Below are 19005 nucleotides of genomic sequence, written 5' to 3'. Positions count from 1 at the left end.
TTCCCAAGAGTATTTATCATCATTTGGTATGGCGTGAACATTGGCATTCCAGTTCACAATTAACGTCATGCCAACCTTGGCGAATCTGTTCCATTTTGGCGGCGAATTATATCTATAAATTCATACAATTAACCAATAACTATATAAATTGCTTTATATCTTAAATGCAAACAAAGATTCAGCTAATGGATAGTGACGTTTTCATACCATCTTCTTTTCACCTTTTAGTAAATATAGAAGATGTACGATAACTGCACCCATGTCGAAAAAAGGTCAAAGCAATATATTCACGCGTTGAATTATGAATAAATAAGCTGTTTACATCCTGACAGGAGATAGAACAAGATACAGTTTTCACCGCTTTGATATAAAAAACGCCAATACGTTCTCTGTATTGGCGTTGGAGTTATCAACATTAGGGGGATTAATGCTGAATCAAATTAACTTTTCACTGAACGACTTATTTCAAAAAGTCGTTGTATAGCATGTAAAGGTGAGCAGAACTCCATGAGAAGTTATTTGCGCCCTGCACCGCCCCTGTTTCAGGGTTGTAATTTTCCTGAATCGGAAGCTGCTTAGTTAAACCTTCTGCATTAGTAAAAAGTTTATTTACCATCTCATGCGCTTCTTTGGTATAGCCATAATTCGCCATCCCCTTCACACCAAAATAAAACTGATCAATCCATACGCGACCACGCCAGTAAATATCGGCACCATAAGCTGGGTTATCAGCCGATGCAGTCCCCAGTGGCACTGTCGTATTAAACTTTCTGGTATCCATCATGTTTGCAACGACCGCTTTAGCTGTCACTTCTGTTGCAGCACCATTAAACAGCGGTGACCAACCTTCAGCACCCATGCCTCGTTTTACAATTGGCTTACCCGCGCAACCATTATTTAATTCTTTCGCTTCAGAACTATCAATATTGATGTCGTAGTAGAAACCAGTGTCAGTATCAAACATACATTTATTAATGTAGTCCCTAGTCTCTACTGCTTTTTGCGTAAAGGTTTCTGCGGCATCGCTATGACCTAATACCTCAGCAATTTGAGCAAGATATTTGTTATCGCTGTACCAGTATGAAGCTTGGTCGACCGATTCTTGCATCAGTGAGTAACCAATCACTTCACCAGATGCGTCTTTGTTCTCACTAAACTTCACCTGCCAATCTTTTTTCGCCAGATTCAGTTTTGCAGTATTAACCGCATCAGTATTACGGTAAGTCACAGCCTTAGCATTGATATTATAACTATTATCAAACTCGTACTTCTCTTTCGCATAACGACCTAGCTGATCGATGGTAGCAATTTCGTCAGAATCAGTCAGCCCTTGCGCATCAGCAATAGTGTCGATAAAACCAAATACCGCGGCATCATCACGACCTGACTCCCAAGACGCTGCAGTCTGTGCAGGGCTGCTTATAGCAACGTAATTGCCCGACTCTAACAGTGCATTGTAATTATCAATACCATAAGCAACTTGCCATTCTGTATCGCCTTCTAACTTATATTTGTAAATAAGCTGGCCATCTTTCGTGTGCTCAGGATCCACTGCCGCACCGTATTCAGGAATACCGTTCTTATTAGTATCACGTGCAGTTAACCACCAATCATGGTATGCCACTAACTGTGGGTACATCTCTTCAAGCCATGCTTTGGCATCACTTGGACGGTTATATTTATCTTTCAGCGCTGTGTAGACTTCCCATACCGCCCATGACGCCAGTGATGGTTTTGTATTACGCTCATTCCATGTTTGTGCATCATTAAATTCGGTTAAGCCCAATGCATCTCCACGTTGCTGAGACATGTTCATACCCACCACATCAAGCAAATAGCCTTTATCATATGGACGTAACACATCGTCAGCTTTCACTTGGTGTTCAAACACTGTGCGAATGTTTTCCATCGCAAGATCAGGATTGAAATGCGCCATTGCATACGCTTGTTTCCACGTATCCCACGGCCATGTTAAGTTACCAGAGAACCAACGTGCGGTTACCGATGGCGTTACTGTATCATGGCTTACCATACCAGCGGGGCTGCGCCAGTTACCAGTTAAGGTTTCAATCGCTTTCACTGCAACCCGCTCTTGTTCTGTCGTTGCATTGTCATTTACTAAACCATGACTTAAGTAACTTTCCCAACGACTAGTGGTCGCATTCATATATTTAATAGGATTTTTCAAAATATCAGCCACAACTGGCTGCTCTTGTTTCCACTCATCCGCCGTTAAAGTATGACTAAAGACGGTATAGATCTTGGTTTCTTTTTCATTACCAATATCTGACGTTGATTGATATTCCAAACCCTTTACTGTTGTTTTAGCGGCAATACTGCGATCAATATAAAAAGCTGAATCACCACGGGTTCTCACCCACCATGAATCACGCTCTTTACCAAACTGTAGAGTAATATTCCCATGATTATCCGTTGTTAAAGTACGCGTTAAATCAGGTAATTGTTCAGCGACTGTTGCTTCATAACATTCTTGCTTATCATCTTTATCTAATTCACTGCATACTGGCTTTTCAACACCATCTAGGGCGTAGAAACGTTCAACTAATTTGCCGTCCCACAATAACGTAAGATCTTGACCACTATTATTAGTAACGGCCGTCTCAACCAATGAGGAACGAGAAGAAACAAACTGCAATGTCATCTCAACACGAATATCATCGGCGGTTAATGTTTGAATTAACGCGCCAGGAATACTGTAAGCAACAGCTTTAAAATCAACAGGCTGACCATCTTTTAAAATAGATAATTTATCGAAATACTCTGCTACCGAAGTATTATATTCTTCAGCGATAGCCGTCACACCAAAGCCACCTTTATTTTCTGGATTTGCTTTTAAATCTGGTAATAGGTGACCATGCCACGCGCCGTCATCATGTAATGGCGTATAAGCCATGTGATTACCCGCTCCAACTTCTGCAAGGTGTTTTGGTGTACCTGTGCGATCAATAATGTCTTTAAACTGCAGGGCTAATTCTGGTTTCTTTTTCTCTTCAGACGATGAACTAGACGAATCATCACTATTACAGCCAGCAGTCAATAATAAAGAGCCGATCACTGCGGCAAGTAATGTTTTCTTAGTTACTATTGGATTATTCGTCATTGTTACACCTTTAATATAAAGAGACATTCCACATGGAATTAATATTATTTTTATGGGTAGAGTATTTTGGTATTGCGCTATAAGCGGAGGGAATATTAAAGACAAATAAAAACACTAAAATTGAAGTAAATCACATAAATAAACCTACTTAAATTCAGCTTAAGTATGGAATGTAACAATCATATACAAGTATAAGAAATAAAATCCATTATATTTTTGAAGTAAATTCACACTATTAATTTATATAGGTTGATTATCTTTTAATCTGAATAAAAACGATAAATAAAAATTAGATCTTCTCCTCAAATAATCATGTTAACTATGATATTTGTTCTACAAACATCCCTTATTAAAAATAAGTTATGTAACATTAGTAACAAGAACAAGGTGTAAAGTAACAATTGAAATTACTATTTTTTGTTTTATTTCTTGATAAATATCACAGTCATTTACTTACATAATATAAATATACTTCCTTAATTCTTTTCCATTAACTATCCAATCCTTTAATTTTTCGGAAAAAGCAGCAAAAATTAACTATTGATGTACAAAAAATTCTTCCTTTTTATTGCATTAATGCTCAAAAATAACCTCGTTGATAAATAGACTACATTTATAACAACATACATCACCATTTATATTTGACGATAAAAACCCTAATCAAGCGTATGAAAAAGGCCAAGTGTTACCCACTTGGCCTTCATTAAAATCATTAACCTATTAAAGAACGAAACATAAGCGAATGTTTACTTTATATTTTCACCGCAGGATCGGGGGCTAGATGATTGAAATCAACCATTTTGCTGTAATTAAACACACGAATATTTTTATCGTGTATCTGATCTAAAGTTAATGGCATTACTTTTTTTGATTCAATCCCAGTCCAATCTGAAAATAGTGATAAAAAGTGATAAGCACTAACTTGCTTTTTCAACATCTCATGTTGCTTACTATCACTTGATAAAATAAAGAATGGCACTTCATAATTTGATTTATGATCCGCTCCGTGTACTAAATACACATCTTTACCTTTGTTATTTTTATCGCTTAAGCCATGATCAGAGAAATACATTAATGAATATGATTGCTGACTATTTTTTAATATCCCTACCATATTTTTCATTAGCGCATCAAATTCTCGATATGTTGATAAATAACAAGACAGTTGTTTATCTTTTAAATGATAATCATCATGCTTTATTCGACGACAAAATTTTGCGTGTGATCCCATTAAATGAACAACAATCAACTTATGCTGCTTCGTTGGTTCCAGCAAAGCCTGTTTAAATAAAGGTAACAAATCGGAGTCTTGATAATTAATTGAACCATTAAAACTGCCATTTTTCAAAAAATGCGTTTCATTACTTAAAATTGCAAATTTTGAAATAGGCGTATCATAACGTCCTATTTTTCCTTGATTAGATAACCAGTACGTTTTAAACCCTGCGCTATTAGCAAGATTAATAAAGTTAATATTAGGCTTGAACGTTAGCCCTTGGCTTAAAGAAAGCGTACGTGGTAATGAAGTTGTTGTATTTGGTGCCGTTGAAATATAGCCATTTAAAAACAAGCCATTGGCAGTATCTAAGTACGGGGTTGTCTTCGCTGGATAACCATATAATGACATATAGTCACGACGCATACTCTCACCAATAACAACAATATAGTTTTGATATTGAGGTGTAACCTGCTGAATATCCAAATTCACTTTATGCGAGAAAGCAGCCTCAAGTGCCTTTTCTTGCACAAAGTAATCAGTAACAGATTGATAGCCGCGTACAAAAAGATGGTTATAAGGTGAAAAATAGAGAAGTACCAATCCAATGACTAACGGAATATCATGTTTAAGTTGATAAGATGTTTTCTTAAATGCAAAGACAAGAATTAAAATAAATAAGCTGGCTGACCAAGGAATAATATCTGATGGAATATTTGAAATAAACTCTAATGCTTCTTGCTTGTTCGTATCTAATAATGACGCAACAGATCCAATATTAGGTGAACCATAAATCATACCTACTGGTAAATAAAGCCAACTTATAATAAACAATGGTAATAACAAGCAGTATTTTACTTGCTTATATCCAGCGAGGATCATAACACCAACACAATACACCAATAATGATAACAAGTAATTGTGGTGCTTTGCTCCCATTGCAGTGGTCGATAATACAACAAGAAAAATTGATATTATAAGATCAAAGAGAAAGCGCTTATTTTTTATAAGCATTCTTATTTTTTGTTTCACGATAAGCCACGATATTCTAAAAACTAAGTGGAAGATATTAACATATAAGAAAAAGAAAAAGGCACGTTTAACGTGCCTTTATCATTATGATGATAGCTAGAAGAGCTAAACTTCTGTTTTTATATCTTTAACTTCTTCTGAAACTTTTAATTCTTTAATTAAAGAAACTATCGTCCATCCCGCCTTCACAGCAAATTCATCGTTAACCGTATATGTATAAATATAACCTTTAGGATCAATCGCAAACATTGGAATAAGTTGACTTGCTTTATACTGCGCGTAGTAATCTTCTAACGTAAAGTTATCACTCAACTTAGTATGTTTAATCTCACCACCTTGGTTAATCAAACTCGCTAATTTCTTATAGCTAATATCTTCACCAAATAAAGCAGCACCATTATGCGCTTGAGATGCTGAGTGTTTCTCTAAACCACTATTATGCCGACGTCCGTTCAAACGGAACACATTACGGCTACCAAAGTCACTTTCAAAGTGCATAGCTGCTACTGCATTAAAATGCTTATCTGGTGTTAACGCTAATAAATGGCCAATACCAATCACATCTAAATACTCATCAGCATGGCTTGATACGGCATTACCGTAATAGGTTTCAAGCCCAGCCATACGTGCGGCACGAATATAATCCCAATTAGAATCTGTCACCACGACACGGCAATCATATTTTTTTAATGCTAACGCAATAGTGCGCGCAACGTCATTCGCACCAACAATTATAAAGCCTTTAGGTGAAGGCTCCGCAACGCCCAGTAACTTAGCCATTGGTCGCGCAGTTAAACTTTGCAAGACCACTGTGCCAATAATCACCATAAAGGTTAGTGGGACTAATAGTTCTGCACCTGCTACCCCATCGTTTGAAAGCTTTAACGCAAACAACGCTGAAATAGCTGCCGCAACAATACCTCGTGGCGCTACCCAAGCTAAAAACAGTTTTTCTTTAAAGGCTAACTGACTAAACATAGTGGAAATGAAAATAGATACTGGGCGTGACACCAGTTGAATCACCACAAATACAGCGATAGCTCCCCAACCTAATGCATGGAAATCAGACATTTGAATGCGTGATGCTAGGATCAAGAACAAACCAGAAATCAGTAAGATTGTTAAGTTTTCTTTAAAGTGCAAAATATGCTGAATATTGACGTCTTTCGCATTCGCCAGCCACATGCCCATCACTGTAACAGCCAATAATCCAGCTTCTGGCTCTAACGCATTAGCCGCTGAAAATACTCCAAGTACTAATGCTAAAACAGCAAACGGTTGGAGATATTCTGGCAGTAAATGACGACGTAATACATGCGCTAATAGCCAACCTGCAACACCACCGAGCACCAGACCCACCAGCAACATAAGACCAAAAACTTCAACACTATGGATGGTGCTACTAGAGACGATAAACTCATAAACAATAACAACGAAAATTGCACCAATGGGATCAATTAAAATCCCTTCCCACCGTAAAATATTAGCAAGTTTGGCTTGTGGCCTAACGGTACGTAATAGCGGCACAATCACCGTCGGCCCTGTTACAACTGTCATAGAACCAAACAGCAAGGCTAATGGCCAACTAAAATCCAATAAGTAATGAGTAGCGACACTGGTGATCATCCATGTAATGATTGCCCCAACAGTGACAATAGATTTTACATTACGCCTTACATTTTTAATTTCATCAAAATTTAGGGTCAAGCTGCCTTCAAATAGAATCACAGCAACTGATAATGAAATTAATGGAAACAGTAAATCACCAAATAAAATATTAGGGTTAAATACTCCTGTCACAGGCCCTATTATTAATCCAGCCATCAATAATAATAAAATAGCTGGCAATTTCATTCGCCATGCTAACCATTGACAGCTCAGGCCTAAAACACCTAATCCCGCGATAGTTAGGCCAATCATTTCTTCATGCATGAGGTCATACTCTATAGCTTAATACACATCACATTATTTATGTGATTTTAAAATATAACGAATATAGCTCGCTATATTCTTATCTGCCCAATATAACTAAAGCTATTGTTTGCCACTACCTGACTAATAAATGGGTGCTGAGTTCAACCTTATCATTTTGTTGCTCATATTTAGAACAAATAGATGACAAAAATGAGGATTTCAAAACAAGGATAAGATAAAGAGACGAGACTATTTGTTGCCATTTTTACGCAAATAAGTCACTTAGAAACAAACAACCAAAAGTAAAAAATGAGATCTCAATAACGCTATAAACATAAATAATTGCCTGTGGGTATCTTAGGGCTATTCTTCTTGCACAGGAAGATTATAAGGTTATCAGTATGGCTACATTAAATATTACATTCGCTGCAAATGAAAAGTTCATTGCTAAGATCCCTCCAACTCACGAACTGCAACTTTGGAAGATGGTTGCAATTTCTTTAAAAGAAGAAGATGAAGCTAATGACATCTACAGCTTTTTAAGTATTGATGATCACTCTTTTAAAGTGCCTCAACACCTAGGTGAAACCATTTATGTTCAGTACCAACATTATTTTTTATAGCCTTTTCCTGAATCTCTAAATGAAGTTATTCAACCTGTTTTACAAAAGTCGATATTGCATCGGCTTTTTTTCTATCATCTTATCTTATTTAAACGGCTCTAATAGCTAACTCTAAATATTCATAACCTCAACCAGCTTATTTATAATAACTATTCAAAAAATTCTGATAAGCAAGCGGTATTTTGGGATATTAATGCCATAAAAACCGCATAACTATTGCTTAAAGGAATAATTATGCATATCATCGCTCAACTTTACCACTGTATTATTCCGCATGGCCATTTTAACAATAAATTTCAATAGTGATGAAAAACTCATCGCTGATATACCACTAAATCGTGAATTACAATTATGGAAAACAATTGCGATAGCTATCAACTCCATTGATGAGGATGAGCGTGACTGTACCTTGTGTATTGATGAACATTCATTCCAATTGACTTACTACCTTAGTGAGTTAATTTACTCTCAATACCAACACTACTTCTTATAAAACACTTTGTTATATCGTGATTTATTACTATTGAATTGGAAAAAAGCCGATATTACTATCGGCTTTTCTTTAGATTTTTTATTTGATTAAAAGTGCAGTTAGCGTAATTGACGAGAGCGGAAGTTACGACCTTTAATTCGACCGTTTTCTAACTTCTTCAATGCAGCACGTGCAACTTCACGCTTCACTGCTACATAAGCGCAGAAGTCAAAGACATTAATTTTACCCACATCACTACCAGCGATACCATTTTCACCCGTCAATGCACCTAAAATATCCCCCGGACGGACTTTCTGTTTTTTACCGCCATCAATCATTAACGTTACCATTTCAGGGCGGAACGTTGGTTGATCTAATAGATGCTCGGCTGGTAACGCTTCACCTGAGATTGGGCGATCTAGGTAATCTTCAAGTAATGCGATTTTATAATGTTCTTTATCGCTAAATAACGAACAAGCAATACCTTTACTACCTGCACGACCAGTACGACCAATACGGTGCACATGCACTTCAGTATCACGTGCTAAGTGATAGTTAATCACCGCATCAAGATTATCAATATCAAGGCCACGTGCAGCCACATCAGTTGCCACTAGAATTGAACGGCTTTTATTAGCAAACAATACTAAAGTGCGATCACGTTCACGCTGCTCTAAATCACCGTGTAATGCAATTGAGCTAAAGCCGTAATCTTCAAGATCATCAGAAATTTCTTGTGCTTCACGCTTGGTATTACAAAAAATCACACATGACTCAGGGCGATGCTGGCTAAGTAACAAACGTACAGCACGTAAGCGGTCATCATTACTCTCTACTTTATAAAAGTGCTGAGAGATGCTGCTATTATCGTGGTTAGATTCAACTTTCACTTCAACAGGGTTACGCATAATACGTTTTGCAATAGAAGCAATTTGAGTTGGATAGGTTGCACTAAACAGCAGTGTTTGACGATCGCTTGGCGCAACATCAGTGATTGCATCTAATGAGTCTTGAAAACCCATCTCTAACATTCGGTCAGCTTCATCAAGCACTAACGTATTTAGTTCATCTAAACATAGAAAGCCTTTACGAACGTGTTCTTCTACACGACCCGGCGTGCCCACAATAATATGTGCACCATGCTCTAATGAACCAATCTGTGGCCCAAAAGGTGTGCCGCCACATAATGTTAAAACTTTAATATTGTGAATAGCACGAGCTAAACGACGAATTTCTTTTGCGACTTGATCAGCAAGCTCACGCGTTGGGCATAATACTAGCGTCTGCACACGAAAGCGTTTTACTTTTAGATTCTGTAGTAATCCCAAGCCAAATGCTGCTGTTTTACCTGAACCTGTTTTACCTTGAGCAATAACATCTTTTCCCTCAAGAATTAAAGGTAGGCTTTGCGCTTGGATCGGCGTCATTGCGTCGTAACCTAATGACGTTAAGTTACTGAGCAAATCAGGGTTAAGGTTTAACGTAGAAAAAGCAGTCTGGCTCAAAATTATGTCCTGTATACAACTAACACACCATAGCGTGTTTTTAGAATATCAGCATGTTGATTTAGCAAGCATGCGTAAGGGGTGCGACACTAACAGCTAATGGGCATGCTGACAATCTACTTCAACAGGATCAACCCATTTGTTTATTTAGCGCTGCGCTAATATCTCTTTCCATTGACCGACTAAAATCAATGTTTCGTCACATCAAGGTTATCTTTTAAAACGTTAAGCAATTCGTATTCACTAGCATTCAACAAATAGCGCTTAAAATGAATAACAAACCAAAATAATACCCTATAATAGATAATTATATTGCCAAAATATCACCTAGGAATACAATCCACAAAAAACACCACTCAAGTTGAATGATGTATGAGTTATCCCCGATGAAAAAGAATGGTTTTACTTTAATAGAGCTTATCGTTGTTATTGTTATTCTTGGTATTTTAGCAGTAGTCGCTGCGCCTAAGTTTATGAACCTACAAAATGATGCCAGAGATGCCTCATTAAGAGGGCTTGAAGGCTCATTAAAATCCGTATTTGGAACAACGTATTCTAAACTAGCCGTTGCAGGACTAGAGAATGAGCCTTACGTTGCAACACGAAATAAAGGTAGTTATGACGGTGCGGGAGTTTATGCCGCAGATCTAAAAATCCCCGGCTGTTCGAGTAAACCTGGTCATGACTGTGTATTTGCTTATGGCTATCCGCTTAATGATAGCGGCACATTAAAGAACTTAATTGATAATTTTAATACTGACTGGCGTATTACCAATCATGCAGGAGAAAACAGAATCACCTTTAAACAATTTGCTGAACAAGCAAAGAATGATGAAGGTCACTTCATCGGTTATAAAATGAATCGTGATAACTGTTACCTAACCTATACGCCTGCATCATCAACAGCATCAGGTTATAAGCTAACGTTTACTCCTTGCAAATAGCCCAAACATAAAAATGCCGAGCATATTGCTCGGCATTTTTCTATTTAACAGCTATACCTTATTGCTTAGCAAGTTTCGCTGCAGCTTTACCTTGTTCTTTGATCTCACCGTTTTTCAAACGTAGTAGGTAATCTTTCAAATCACGTTTTACTTCTGGTGCCATGATGTATAGACCGACAATGTTAACCAGTGCCATTGAGAAGATCATTGCATCAGAGAAGTCGATAACAGGACCTAGGTTCATTGATGCACCGATAACAACGAAAGTACAGAACATCAGTTTAAACGCCATCTCCGCTTTCTTACTTTCACCGAATAGGTACGTCCACGCTTTAAGGCCATAGTAAGACCAAGAGATCATGGTAGAAAAAGCAAACAGAACAACCGCGACAGCAAGTACCAATGGGAACCAAGAAATTGAGCTACCAAATGCTGCTGAAGTTAATTCTACACCTGCAAGGCCTGAACCTAATTGACCCGTAATAATGATAACCAAGGCAGTCATAGTACAAATCACAACCGTATCGATAAACGGTTCTAACAGAGAGACATAACCTTCAGAAATTGGCTCTTTGGTTTTAACTGCTGAGTGAGCAATCGCCGCTGAACCCACACCCGCTTCATTCGAGAACGCTGCACGTTTAAAGCCTTGGATTAGCACACCAATCACACCACCAGTAATACCTTCACCGGTAAATGCACCATTAATAATTTGGGCAAAGGCATCATCAATCAGATTGTAGTTCATCACTAGGATAACGACTGCTGCACCAACATAAGTAATCGCCATGAATGGAACAACTTTCGCTGTTACTTTAGCAATCGACTTAATACCACCAATGATAACGAATGCCACCAATAGCGCGAGGATCAAGCCAAACAACCAACCTTTATCAGCAAAGAAAGATAAATCGCCACCCGTTACACCAACAACTTGCTTATACGCTTGGTTGGCTTGGAACATGTTACCACCGCCTAACGCGCCACCAATCGCAAAGATTGAAAACAGAACCGCAAGCGTACGACCTAATGCTGCATTGCCACGTTTTTCTAAACCTTGGCTTAGGTAGTACATAGGACCACCAGAGACAGTGCCATCTGGATTATAAGTACGGTACTTAACGGCAAGTGAACACTCAACAAACTTAGTCGACATGCCCAGTAAGCCTGCAAGGATCATCCAGAACGTTGCACCAGCACCACCAATTGTCACAGCAACAGCAACACCTGCAATATTACCTAAACCAACAGTACCAGAAAGCGCTGTCGATAAAGCCTGAAATGGGGTGACATCACCACTGTCTTTAGGATCAGCATAATCCCCTTTAACAATTTTAACGGCGTGTTTAAAACCACGAATATTGATAAAGCCCATGTAAGCGGTAAAAAATACAGCAGCGACAACAAGCCAAAGTACAATCCATGGCGCTTTAACATCCGTAAAAGGAAGCGGAATGGAAGAGAAAATCATTCCAACAAAAGGGTTAACAATCGGGGCAACAACCTCATTAATCTTCTCATCAAGAGAGCTAGCAAAGGTGCTACCTGATGCGCCAAGCATGGCTGCCGTCATTAAAATTTTATTCATACAACATCCTTGTTTGAATATACAAAATTCATATTTGTAGTTTTACATTTTGTTTACACTTTTAACATAGCAACATCCTAAATTTGAATAAAGCCCCAATCATAAGAGTATGAAACAAGCATTGCATATCGCAAAAATAACAATCAACTTACTTGCCAACAAAGAACAAGAAAATAAAAAACACAAAATAAACAACAAGATAAAAAACAATAAGGAAGGATATGACGCTATTTTTAGAATGGGAGTCAAACAAGCAGGTGAGAATAATCATCATATAAATCGCATATTTCTTACAAAAAAATCGCGAATTATGGAGAATATCTTACACAGATTAGTATTTTTATCTGCATAAATGAGATGACTATCGGATAAAGAAAAGAGTACTAGCACAAAATAAAGAATAAAAAATCAATATTAGTGAATATAATATCAACACAATCACCTAGGTAGCCTTGCTAGAGCGATTATTTACCATGAAATAATATTCTTTATTTTACCGGCCAGTCCCCTTTGAAATCAGAATAATCATCCAAAATAAAGAATAAATAAAACTTATTAAACGGAAACAGCAAGTAGCGGAATACCGATCCAAAGTACGGATGCAAAAATGAAGAAAAAGAAATAAGTAGACTTAAATGACATGATTTAGACCTCGATTTAATCTTTATGTACTGCATTTTATACCTTTTAGTTATTCTCGTATGTTCAAAAAATCAGTCGTTAGTTTTCAATTTTAGTAAACAAGATAAAGCATAAAATGCTTGCTAGAAAAAGATTAGAGGGATATTGTTTCCTCTATGGAATTACGATTAAGTTCACCTCACCTCTTTCTTTGTTGGTGGCGCTCTTACTAGAGCGGCGCTGAACTAACACACCTTATTTTTATGTTCATACGCTGCCGGAAGGTTTGCCATGAACAATTATGATCTTGTTTCAGTCCTCTCCGGTAGCAACAATTATTTTCTGGAGAAGACTATGACAACATCAGCACAAAGCACTAACGTGATTCTTACTGGCGATCGAGCAACAGGTCCACTTCACCTTGGCCACTATGTGGGTTCCCTTGAACAACGCATTCAACTACAACATCAGTACCAACAAACCATTCTTGTCGCTGATATGCAGGGACTGACTGATAATGGGCATAACCCACAGAAAGTCGCATCGAATATTTTAAACGTGGTAGCCGATTATCTCGCCGTTGGTATCGATCCCAACTTAACCACGATTTGTTTACAATCATCACTACCCGCATTGGCTGAGCTGACCATGTACTATTCAAACCTAGTATCGATTTCTCGACTTGAACGTAATCCAACCGTTAAAAATGAAATTCAATCTAAAGCATTTGGTCGTTCCATTCCTGCCGGGTTTTTAACTTATCCCATTTCTCAAGCGGCTGATATCACGGCATTCAAGGCTAATTTGATCCCTGTCGGTGATGATCAATTACCCATGCTAGAGCAAACCAACGAAATCGTTCGTAAAATTAACCATATCGCTGGTAAAGAGATCTTAGTCGAATGCCAAGCACTACTAAGTAATGTGGCACGCCTACCAAGTACTGACGGTAAAAACAAAATGTCTAAATCAATGGGAAATGCGATTACGTTAGGCGCAGGCAGTAAACAAATAAGCCAAGCGGTGAAATCAATGTACACCGATCCTAACCATCTTCGCGTTGAAGATCCGGGTAACATTGAAGGTAATGTTGTCTTCACCTATCTTGATGCTTTTCATCCAGATCAAAGCTATATCGCTGAACTAAAAGAGTATTACCAACGTGGTGGTTTAGGTGATGGTACAACAAAGAAAATCTTAGAGGCGTGCTTACATGACTTAATTACGCCTATTCGTCAACGCCGTGAAGAATACTTAAATGATAAAGCCTATTTAGTTGAAGTATTGAAAAAAGGCACCGAAAAAGCCAATAAAGAAACTCAGCTCGTATTACATGATGTGAAAAGCGCATTTGGGCTTAACCTTTTCTAATCGTCTCGGATATCTAAGTAACTTGGGTATAAAGACAGCTATGTTTATACTGACTCGATTTTCAGATAAACATAGCCGTCCAATCACACAGTGCAGTTATATGGCAACCATCGAACTCGAACAAGACTACTACCTTCACAACTTTAAGGCGTTACTTAAAACTGTAGAGCAGTATCATGCTTCATTATTAAGTACAGATGAAAAGCACTGGCTGCAATCTTTCCACCAGCTTTCAACCGATGCGCAAATGTTGCTGATCCGCTTACTATCACGTAAAGGGATCTTATTTCGTTTTAACAAACTTAATTATGACGAAATTACAAATATCGACTTAGCCAAAGATGCGCTGATTCATGCTCATTTTATTAGCCAAGAAATCACCGCTCTTCACCAGCAGCAAGTTATCAGCATCAGTGATATTTTCTCACTCTATACCAAACCTGAACTACAGCGTTTATTCCCAACCCTTATTGAAAAAACAGATAAGAAAGCTGAAATACTATTTAAATTAGAGAGCCATGATGATAGTGAATACTTGCTTAATGTCATTAGCGAGCCACTTGTTATGGTGCAACAACAAACACTGCTCGCAAAGTTTCTATTGCTGTTTTTTGGTAATAGCCATCAAGATCTTAGCCAATTTGTATTAAGTGATTTAGGGCTCCATAAATTTGAAAATTACCGGATTGATGCCAGCACGCAACTGTTCCACACCACAGAACAAGTCGACCAATGGCTGACACTAACCCAATTATCCGACTTATATTGGCGTGCCCATGAAACGAAAGACTACGATACTATTTCTTCCCTTGTACCACTATTGCCAAAGGCTACTTCATGGTTGCCTCTCGAAAATAAACGCCAAAAACTGATCAATCATATGGCGCGAGATTTAGAGCGAAACCATCAATATGACGCAGCACTTGCTCTATTTCGTCAAACTGAACGTACGCCAAGCCGTGAACGACAAGCACGAATACTCATGGCGCAGCAGCAATACCAAGCAGCCTACGATGTCGTGAAAAATATTCAGCATGATGCGAAAAATGAAGATGAATACGGCGTAAGTCTGAGGTTAGAGAAAAAGCTCGCAAAGTCAGTCAATCACATTTTTACAGCTCCAAAAACGTTTGCTCCAAAAGCGATACAACTGCAACTTGCGAATCCTGAACACCAAAGGGTTGAACACTGCACTGCTGGCTATTTTGAGTCTCAAGGTTGGACGGTGTTCTATCTTGAGAACCAATTTCTCAACAGCCTTTTTGGGTTAGCAATGTGGGATATTATCTTTGCCCCCATCAAAGGCAGCTTTATTAATCCTTACCAATTAGCGCCACTGGATATGTTCAATTCAGAGTTTTACCTCAAGCGAAAAGACGTAATTGATGAACGCTTACAAGCGATTGAACAAGGTCACTATGATGGCTGGCAAACACACTTTGAGACAAAGCAAGGGATCTCTAACTACTGGGTACATTGGGAGCTATTTAATCAGCAAGCACTTACATTGGCTTTAAGCCATATACCACCAGCTCAATTAGCGGTAATGTTTCGTCGATTACTAAAAGACTTACGCCACCACCGCTCAGGAATGCCTGATCTGATCATGTTTAATGACACGGGTTATCAGTGGGTAGAAGTCAAAGGACCCGGTGATAAACTACAAGACCACCAGTTACGTTGGCTCGCTTTTTTTGATCAACATAGAATTCCCGCACAAGTGGCTTATATTACATTTTCAGATCCTAACGAAGACTAAGCGAATAAATAGACGTTTTTTGCGTTAGCGTAATAAAAGCCTGCCGTAAATTCGATACCATGCTGCGATTAGCACTAACAGGTATGTTTATAATGAAAATAACTGTGGATGGCGGCTCATTTAAAGTCGCAATTGATACTGAGTACGAAGGCCTAGTCGCAGAAGCAATTGCGGTGTATAACGAAACATTAGAGCAGGCAAAAACACCAGATAAGGCTATACTGCGCTTTCTTCAAATCATTCTTGAACACCGTGATAATGATGACGCTATCGGTTATGCCGTATTAGGCTTACTTGGCTGGTATAACAAAATAATTAATCCTGTTACAGATAAAGATATCGAGCTAAATCTACCCAAAATTCTACCGCATTTGCTAAATCCGACGGGTGATTTAACCGCATTCAATCCCATGGAAAAAACGATGTTCGCGCATTAATCATCGTATTGTAAGTGCCTATTGCTCAATACCGATAATAGGCATTATTGCGACACTTAAAACCTTAACCTTACGCTATTTACTCATGTCATTTATCCTCTGTAAGCCCTACGTGACGCTTATAAATATAAACTTTTTATCAGTAACTGTTTGTTTATGACACGCTTATAACAAACATGCTAGTATATCGTCATTGAAAAAAAGTCTACTATATGACGCTACTATTACCTCAGTAATAGTATGATATTATTGTTAATACCTGTTTCAACTCGGTACTCGAATGAACCAATCAGAACTATTATTAGACGTTAGTACTCACGCTTTACTACACCTAGAATTCAAAAAACTAGATAAACGACTAAGCCTTGCAGAAAAAAATAATATATTGGTTCAATACCTAAAGCCAATCGTCAAATCTCACCAGTATCGACGAGTAAAGAAGACGACGAAAAGCTGGCTACAAATGGGTAGAAGGCTAAATACCGATTTCGAAGCAACATTAAATCAAGAACGCGAACGTTTGCAGCAAATGAGCTCAACCGATCTCTACCAGTTTATTGCCCTGATTCAAGAGATCGAAACAGAGCTGGACACGAAAGCGCAGTATTCATTGGCACATGCCATTGATCTTAATGCGCGTTATGGCAAAGTCTTGGTCTGTGTTGTCGATGAAGATCTAACATCAAGCTTTGATGAAGATGGTTTAATGACCAAAGCAACGCAAATACTCTTTATTGGCGACGAAAAGTTGAAAGATCAATTTTCTTCAATTGTCGATAAGAGCACAGGCTTCCAATCTGTCATTGCTTATGAAGATGAAAACCATTTACGTATTGAGCTATTTCGTCTTTAAACAGCCTATTGTCGCCTAGCCGTCAGCTTATAATTCATCGCTGTTAAGCCTTTTCGAAAGACAATCGTAAAGGCTATCTTTGCTGTCCTCCCCCCTTTTTTTTCCAATATCATTTCCGCTCACTTATTTACAAATAAAGTTTACTTTAACCATCCAGATCACCACGTTTTTAACTATTTTAGAGGAGATACACCTTTATCTTTATTAACGATACCTTTAGAGTATCCACCTTTATATTTTTGTAACAAGTTAGCTATGACGATAAAGAATTTAACAATAACACTCATGCTGTGTTCAACATTGAGCGCATGTTCTGTCATGAATCAACAAGAGTGCCAAACAGCTAACTGGCAAGCACTGGGTTACATGGATGGCTCTCAAGGTGCCTCTTCAACCCAATTTAACGAACGTAGCTCTGCCTGTTCGGAATACAATGTTCGCGCTGACTTTTCTCAGTATCAAGCCGGTTATCAAAAAGGCCTAATCAGCTACTGTACTGAAAGCCATGGCTTTTTTGTCGGATCTCATGGTAAGTCTTACCAAGGTGTCTGCCCGCAAAATACCGCCCAAGCGTTTGTAAAAGGCTATAACCATGGCCAGCAACTCTACACAGCGCAAGAAAATGTTTCTCGTGCAGAACGAGAATTGAGCTATGAGCAACATGAAATTGATAACCAAAAAGAGAAATTAAACGAGTTAAAAAACAGTTTAATTTATGACCAACTCACCCCACGTGAGCGCCGTGAAAAGCTTGATCAGATTGATGAAATAAATAATAGACCCAACGATCTGAAACGAAAGCAGCATCAACTTAACAAGTTAAAACAAGAACTTGAAAAAGTACGAGCACAAATGAATACATACTATTAAAACGGTATGAAAAAGCCCTTACTCTCGGTACAAAGTAAGGGCTTTAATTGTGATGGGTTTACTGGAGATACCATCAGCAATAAATAACATCCATTCTATCTATTACTTTTCCTTTCACACCATGATGGTTATGCAAAAGGAGTGCCTCCTTGATGGTATAAAACAATATCCGCTTATCTTTCTATGGTGATTTAGTCCAACAAACGGTCACTGTATTTATTCCATCAAGGTTAGCGGCGCATTTGTTTCTGGGTTAATTCAACTGCACGTAATTGTGCCATTGCTTTCGCCAGATCCATTTCCGCCATAGCGAAGTTAATATCATCAGCATGCTTGTTGATATTTTCTTCTGCGGCGCGTCGAGCTTCATCAGCGCGAGCCTTATCAATGTCCTTCCCATGCATTGCCGTATCGGCAAGTACAGTTACTACAGAGGGTTGGACTTCAACAATCCCGCCTGAGATATAAAGGATTTCTTCAGGATCCTTTAGATCAGTGACAAAACTCGCCACACCAGGTTTTAGTCGGCTCAATAAAGGAGAGTGACCAGGGCGTATACCCAATTCCCCATCAGAGCCAGAAATTGCCAGCGCATGAGCTGGGCCAGAAAACAATGGACCTTCTGCACTCACAATGTTGAGTTGGAACGTGTTTTCGGTTACGCCAATAGCCATGATGC

At 38.3% G+C, this 19005-nt stretch carries 15 protein-coding genes; 9 read left to right on the top strand and 6 right to left on the bottom strand.

Annotated elements, in window-relative coordinates:
- Nucleotides 1-460 precede the first annotated feature (460 nt).
- The 3 genes from ygjK to C9J42_RS11995 all read right to left on the bottom strand — a co-directional run bounded on the left by ygjK (nucleotide 461) and on the right by C9J42_RS11995 (nucleotide 7301).
- The gene (gene ygjK, locus C9J42_RS12005) at nucleotides 461-3121 is read right to left on the bottom strand and encodes an alpha-glucosidase (protein ID WP_107292531.1); all 2661 of its coding nucleotides are present in this window, start codon (nucleotides 3119-3121) and stop codon (nucleotides 461-463) included.
- Between the two features lie 751 nt (nucleotides 3122-3872).
- Nucleotides 3873-5276: a phosphoethanolamine transferase gene (locus tag C9J42_RS12000; protein WP_107287961.1), complete on the bottom strand. Its 1404-nt coding sequence runs from the start codon at nucleotides 5274-5276 to the stop codon at nucleotides 3873-3875.
- A gap of 198 nt (nucleotides 5277-5474) precedes the next feature.
- On the bottom strand, nucleotides 5475-7301 hold the full coding sequence (locus C9J42_RS11995; RefSeq protein WP_107207362.1) for a sodium:proton antiporter: 1827 nt from the start codon (nucleotides 7299-7301) through the stop codon (nucleotides 5475-5477).
- Between the two features lie 383 nt (nucleotides 7302-7684).
- Between C9J42_RS11995 and C9J42_RS11990 the strand changes: the two genes are divergently transcribed.
- Nucleotides 7685-7906, top strand: coding sequence for a hypothetical protein (locus tag C9J42_RS11990; protein ID WP_107207363.1), 222 nt, complete (start codon nucleotides 7685-7687; stop codon nucleotides 7904-7906).
- 274 nt (nucleotides 7907-8180) lie between these two features.
- Nucleotides 8181-8399 (top strand): hypothetical protein, encoded by a 219-nt coding sequence (locus C9J42_RS11985; protein ID WP_107207364.1) that lies wholly within the window; start codon nucleotides 8181-8183, stop codon nucleotides 8397-8399.
- A gap of 98 nt (nucleotides 8400-8497) precedes the next feature.
- On the opposite strand, the gene dbpA is transcribed toward C9J42_RS11985, so the two are convergent.
- The gene (gene dbpA / locus C9J42_RS11980) at nucleotides 8498-9883 is read right to left on the bottom strand and encodes an ATP-dependent RNA helicase DbpA (RefSeq protein ID WP_045152533.1); all 1386 of its coding nucleotides are present in this window, start codon (nucleotides 9881-9883) and stop codon (nucleotides 8498-8500) included.
- Nucleotides 9884-10269: 386 nt separating this feature from the next.
- On the opposite strand from dbpA, the gene C9J42_RS11975 reads away from it, so the two are divergent.
- Nucleotides 10270-10827 (top strand): type II secretion system protein, encoded by a 558-nt coding sequence (locus C9J42_RS11975; RefSeq protein WP_107246563.1) that lies wholly within the window; start codon nucleotides 10270-10272, stop codon nucleotides 10825-10827.
- A 58-nt stretch (nucleotides 10828-10885) separates the two neighbouring features.
- On the opposite strand, the gene C9J42_RS11970 is transcribed toward C9J42_RS11975, so the two are convergent.
- A complete protein-coding gene (locus tag C9J42_RS11970) occupies nucleotides 10886-12415 on the bottom strand; it encodes a sodium:alanine symporter family protein (RefSeq protein WP_107207366.1) in 1530 nt (509 codons plus the stop codon).
- A gap of 109 nt (nucleotides 12416-12524) precedes the next feature.
- Here C9J42_RS11970 and C9J42_RS11965 point away from each other — a divergent pair, with 109 nt between their 5' ends.
- The 6 genes from C9J42_RS11965 (at nucleotide 12525) to C9J42_RS11940 (ending at nucleotide 18326) form a co-directional block, all read left to right on the top strand.
- A complete protein-coding gene (locus tag C9J42_RS11965) occupies nucleotides 12525-12767 on the top strand; it encodes a hypothetical protein (protein ID WP_107207367.1) in 243 nt (80 codons plus the stop codon).
- 623 nt (nucleotides 12768-13390) lie between these two features.
- Nucleotides 13391-14407: a tryptophan--tRNA ligase gene (trpS, locus tag C9J42_RS11960; protein ID WP_107287962.1), complete on the top strand. Its 1017-nt coding sequence runs from the start codon at nucleotides 13391-13393 to the stop codon at nucleotides 14405-14407.
- Nucleotides 14408-14447: 40 nt separating this feature from the next.
- Nucleotides 14448-16166: a VRR-NUC domain-containing protein gene (locus C9J42_RS11955; RefSeq protein ID WP_233219386.1), complete on the top strand. Its 1719-nt coding sequence runs from the start codon at nucleotides 14448-14450 to the stop codon at nucleotides 16164-16166.
- Nucleotides 16167-16258: 92 nt separating this feature from the next.
- Entirely contained in the window at nucleotides 16259-16603 is a 345-nt protein-coding gene (locus C9J42_RS11950; protein ID WP_107287964.1) for a hypothetical protein, read from the top strand.
- Between the two features lie 280 nt (nucleotides 16604-16883).
- A complete protein-coding gene (locus C9J42_RS11945) occupies nucleotides 16884-17456 on the top strand; it encodes a DUF2913 family protein (RefSeq protein WP_107207371.1) in 573 nt (190 codons plus the stop codon).
- Between the two features lie 318 nt (nucleotides 17457-17774).
- Nucleotides 17775-18326, top strand: coding sequence for a DUF2799 domain-containing protein (locus tag C9J42_RS11940; RefSeq protein WP_107287965.1), 552 nt, complete (start codon nucleotides 17775-17777; stop codon nucleotides 18324-18326).
- Between the two features lie 230 nt (nucleotides 18327-18556).
- Here C9J42_RS11940 and C9J42_RS11935 read toward each other — a convergent pair whose 3' ends face one another.
- Nucleotides 18557-19000: a F0F1 ATP synthase subunit epsilon gene (locus C9J42_RS11935; RefSeq protein ID WP_005366515.1), complete on the bottom strand. Its 444-nt coding sequence runs from the start codon at nucleotides 18998-19000 to the stop codon at nucleotides 18557-18559.
- Between the last annotated feature and the right edge of the window lie 5 nt (nucleotides 19001-19005).

Source organism: Photobacterium sp. GB-56, assembly GCF_003026105.1.
Lineage (GTDB): Bacteria > Pseudomonadota > Gammaproteobacteria > Enterobacterales > Vibrionaceae > Photobacterium.
This window is presented reverse-complemented; position numbering and strand designations above follow the sequence as displayed.

Excerpts from the sequence above, each read along its gene's own strand:
- ygjK (WP_107292531.1), bottom strand. The coding sequence starts at position 3,121 with ATGACGAATAATCCAATAGTAACTAAGAAAACATTACTTGCCGCAGTG.
- C9J42_RS12000 (WP_107287961.1), bottom strand. The coding sequence starts at position 5,276 with ATGGGAGCAAAGCACCACAATTACTTGTTATCATTATTGGTGTATTGT.
- C9J42_RS11995 (WP_107207362.1), bottom strand. The coding sequence starts at position 7,301 with ATGCATGAAGAAATGATTGGCCTAACTATCGCGGGATTAGGTGTTTTA.
- C9J42_RS11990 (WP_107207363.1), top strand. The coding sequence starts at position 7,685 with ATGGCTACATTAAATATTACATTCGCTGCAAATGAAAAGTTCATTGCT.
- C9J42_RS11985 (WP_107207364.1), top strand. The coding sequence starts at position 8,181 with ATGGCCATTTTAACAATAAATTTCAATAGTGATGAAAAACTCATCGCT.
- C9J42_RS11975 (WP_107246563.1), top strand. The coding sequence starts at position 10,270 with ATGAAAAAGAATGGTTTTACTTTAATAGAGCTTATCGTTGTTATTGTT.
- C9J42_RS11970 (WP_107207366.1), bottom strand. The coding sequence starts at position 12,415 with ATGAATAAAATTTTAATGACGGCAGCCATGCTTGGCGCATCAGGTAGC.
- C9J42_RS11965 (WP_107207367.1), top strand. The coding sequence starts at position 12,525 with ATGAAACAAGCATTGCATATCGCAAAAATAACAATCAACTTACTTGCC.
- trpS (WP_107287962.1), top strand. The coding sequence starts at position 13,391 with ATGACAACATCAGCACAAAGCACTAACGTGATTCTTACTGGCGATCGA.
- C9J42_RS11955 (WP_233219386.1), top strand. The coding sequence starts at position 14,448 with ATGTTTATACTGACTCGATTTTCAGATAAACATAGCCGTCCAATCACA.
- C9J42_RS11950 (WP_107287964.1), top strand. The coding sequence starts at position 16,259 with ATGAAAATAACTGTGGATGGCGGCTCATTTAAAGTCGCAATTGATACT.
- C9J42_RS11945 (WP_107207371.1), top strand. The coding sequence starts at position 16,884 with ATGAACCAATCAGAACTATTATTAGACGTTAGTACTCACGCTTTACTA.
- C9J42_RS11940 (WP_107287965.1), top strand. The coding sequence starts at position 17,775 with ATGAATCAACAAGAGTGCCAAACAGCTAACTGGCAAGCACTGGGTTAC.
- C9J42_RS11935 (WP_005366515.1), bottom strand. The coding sequence starts at position 19,000 with ATGGCTATTGGCGTAACCGAAAACACGTTCCAACTCAACATTGTGAGT.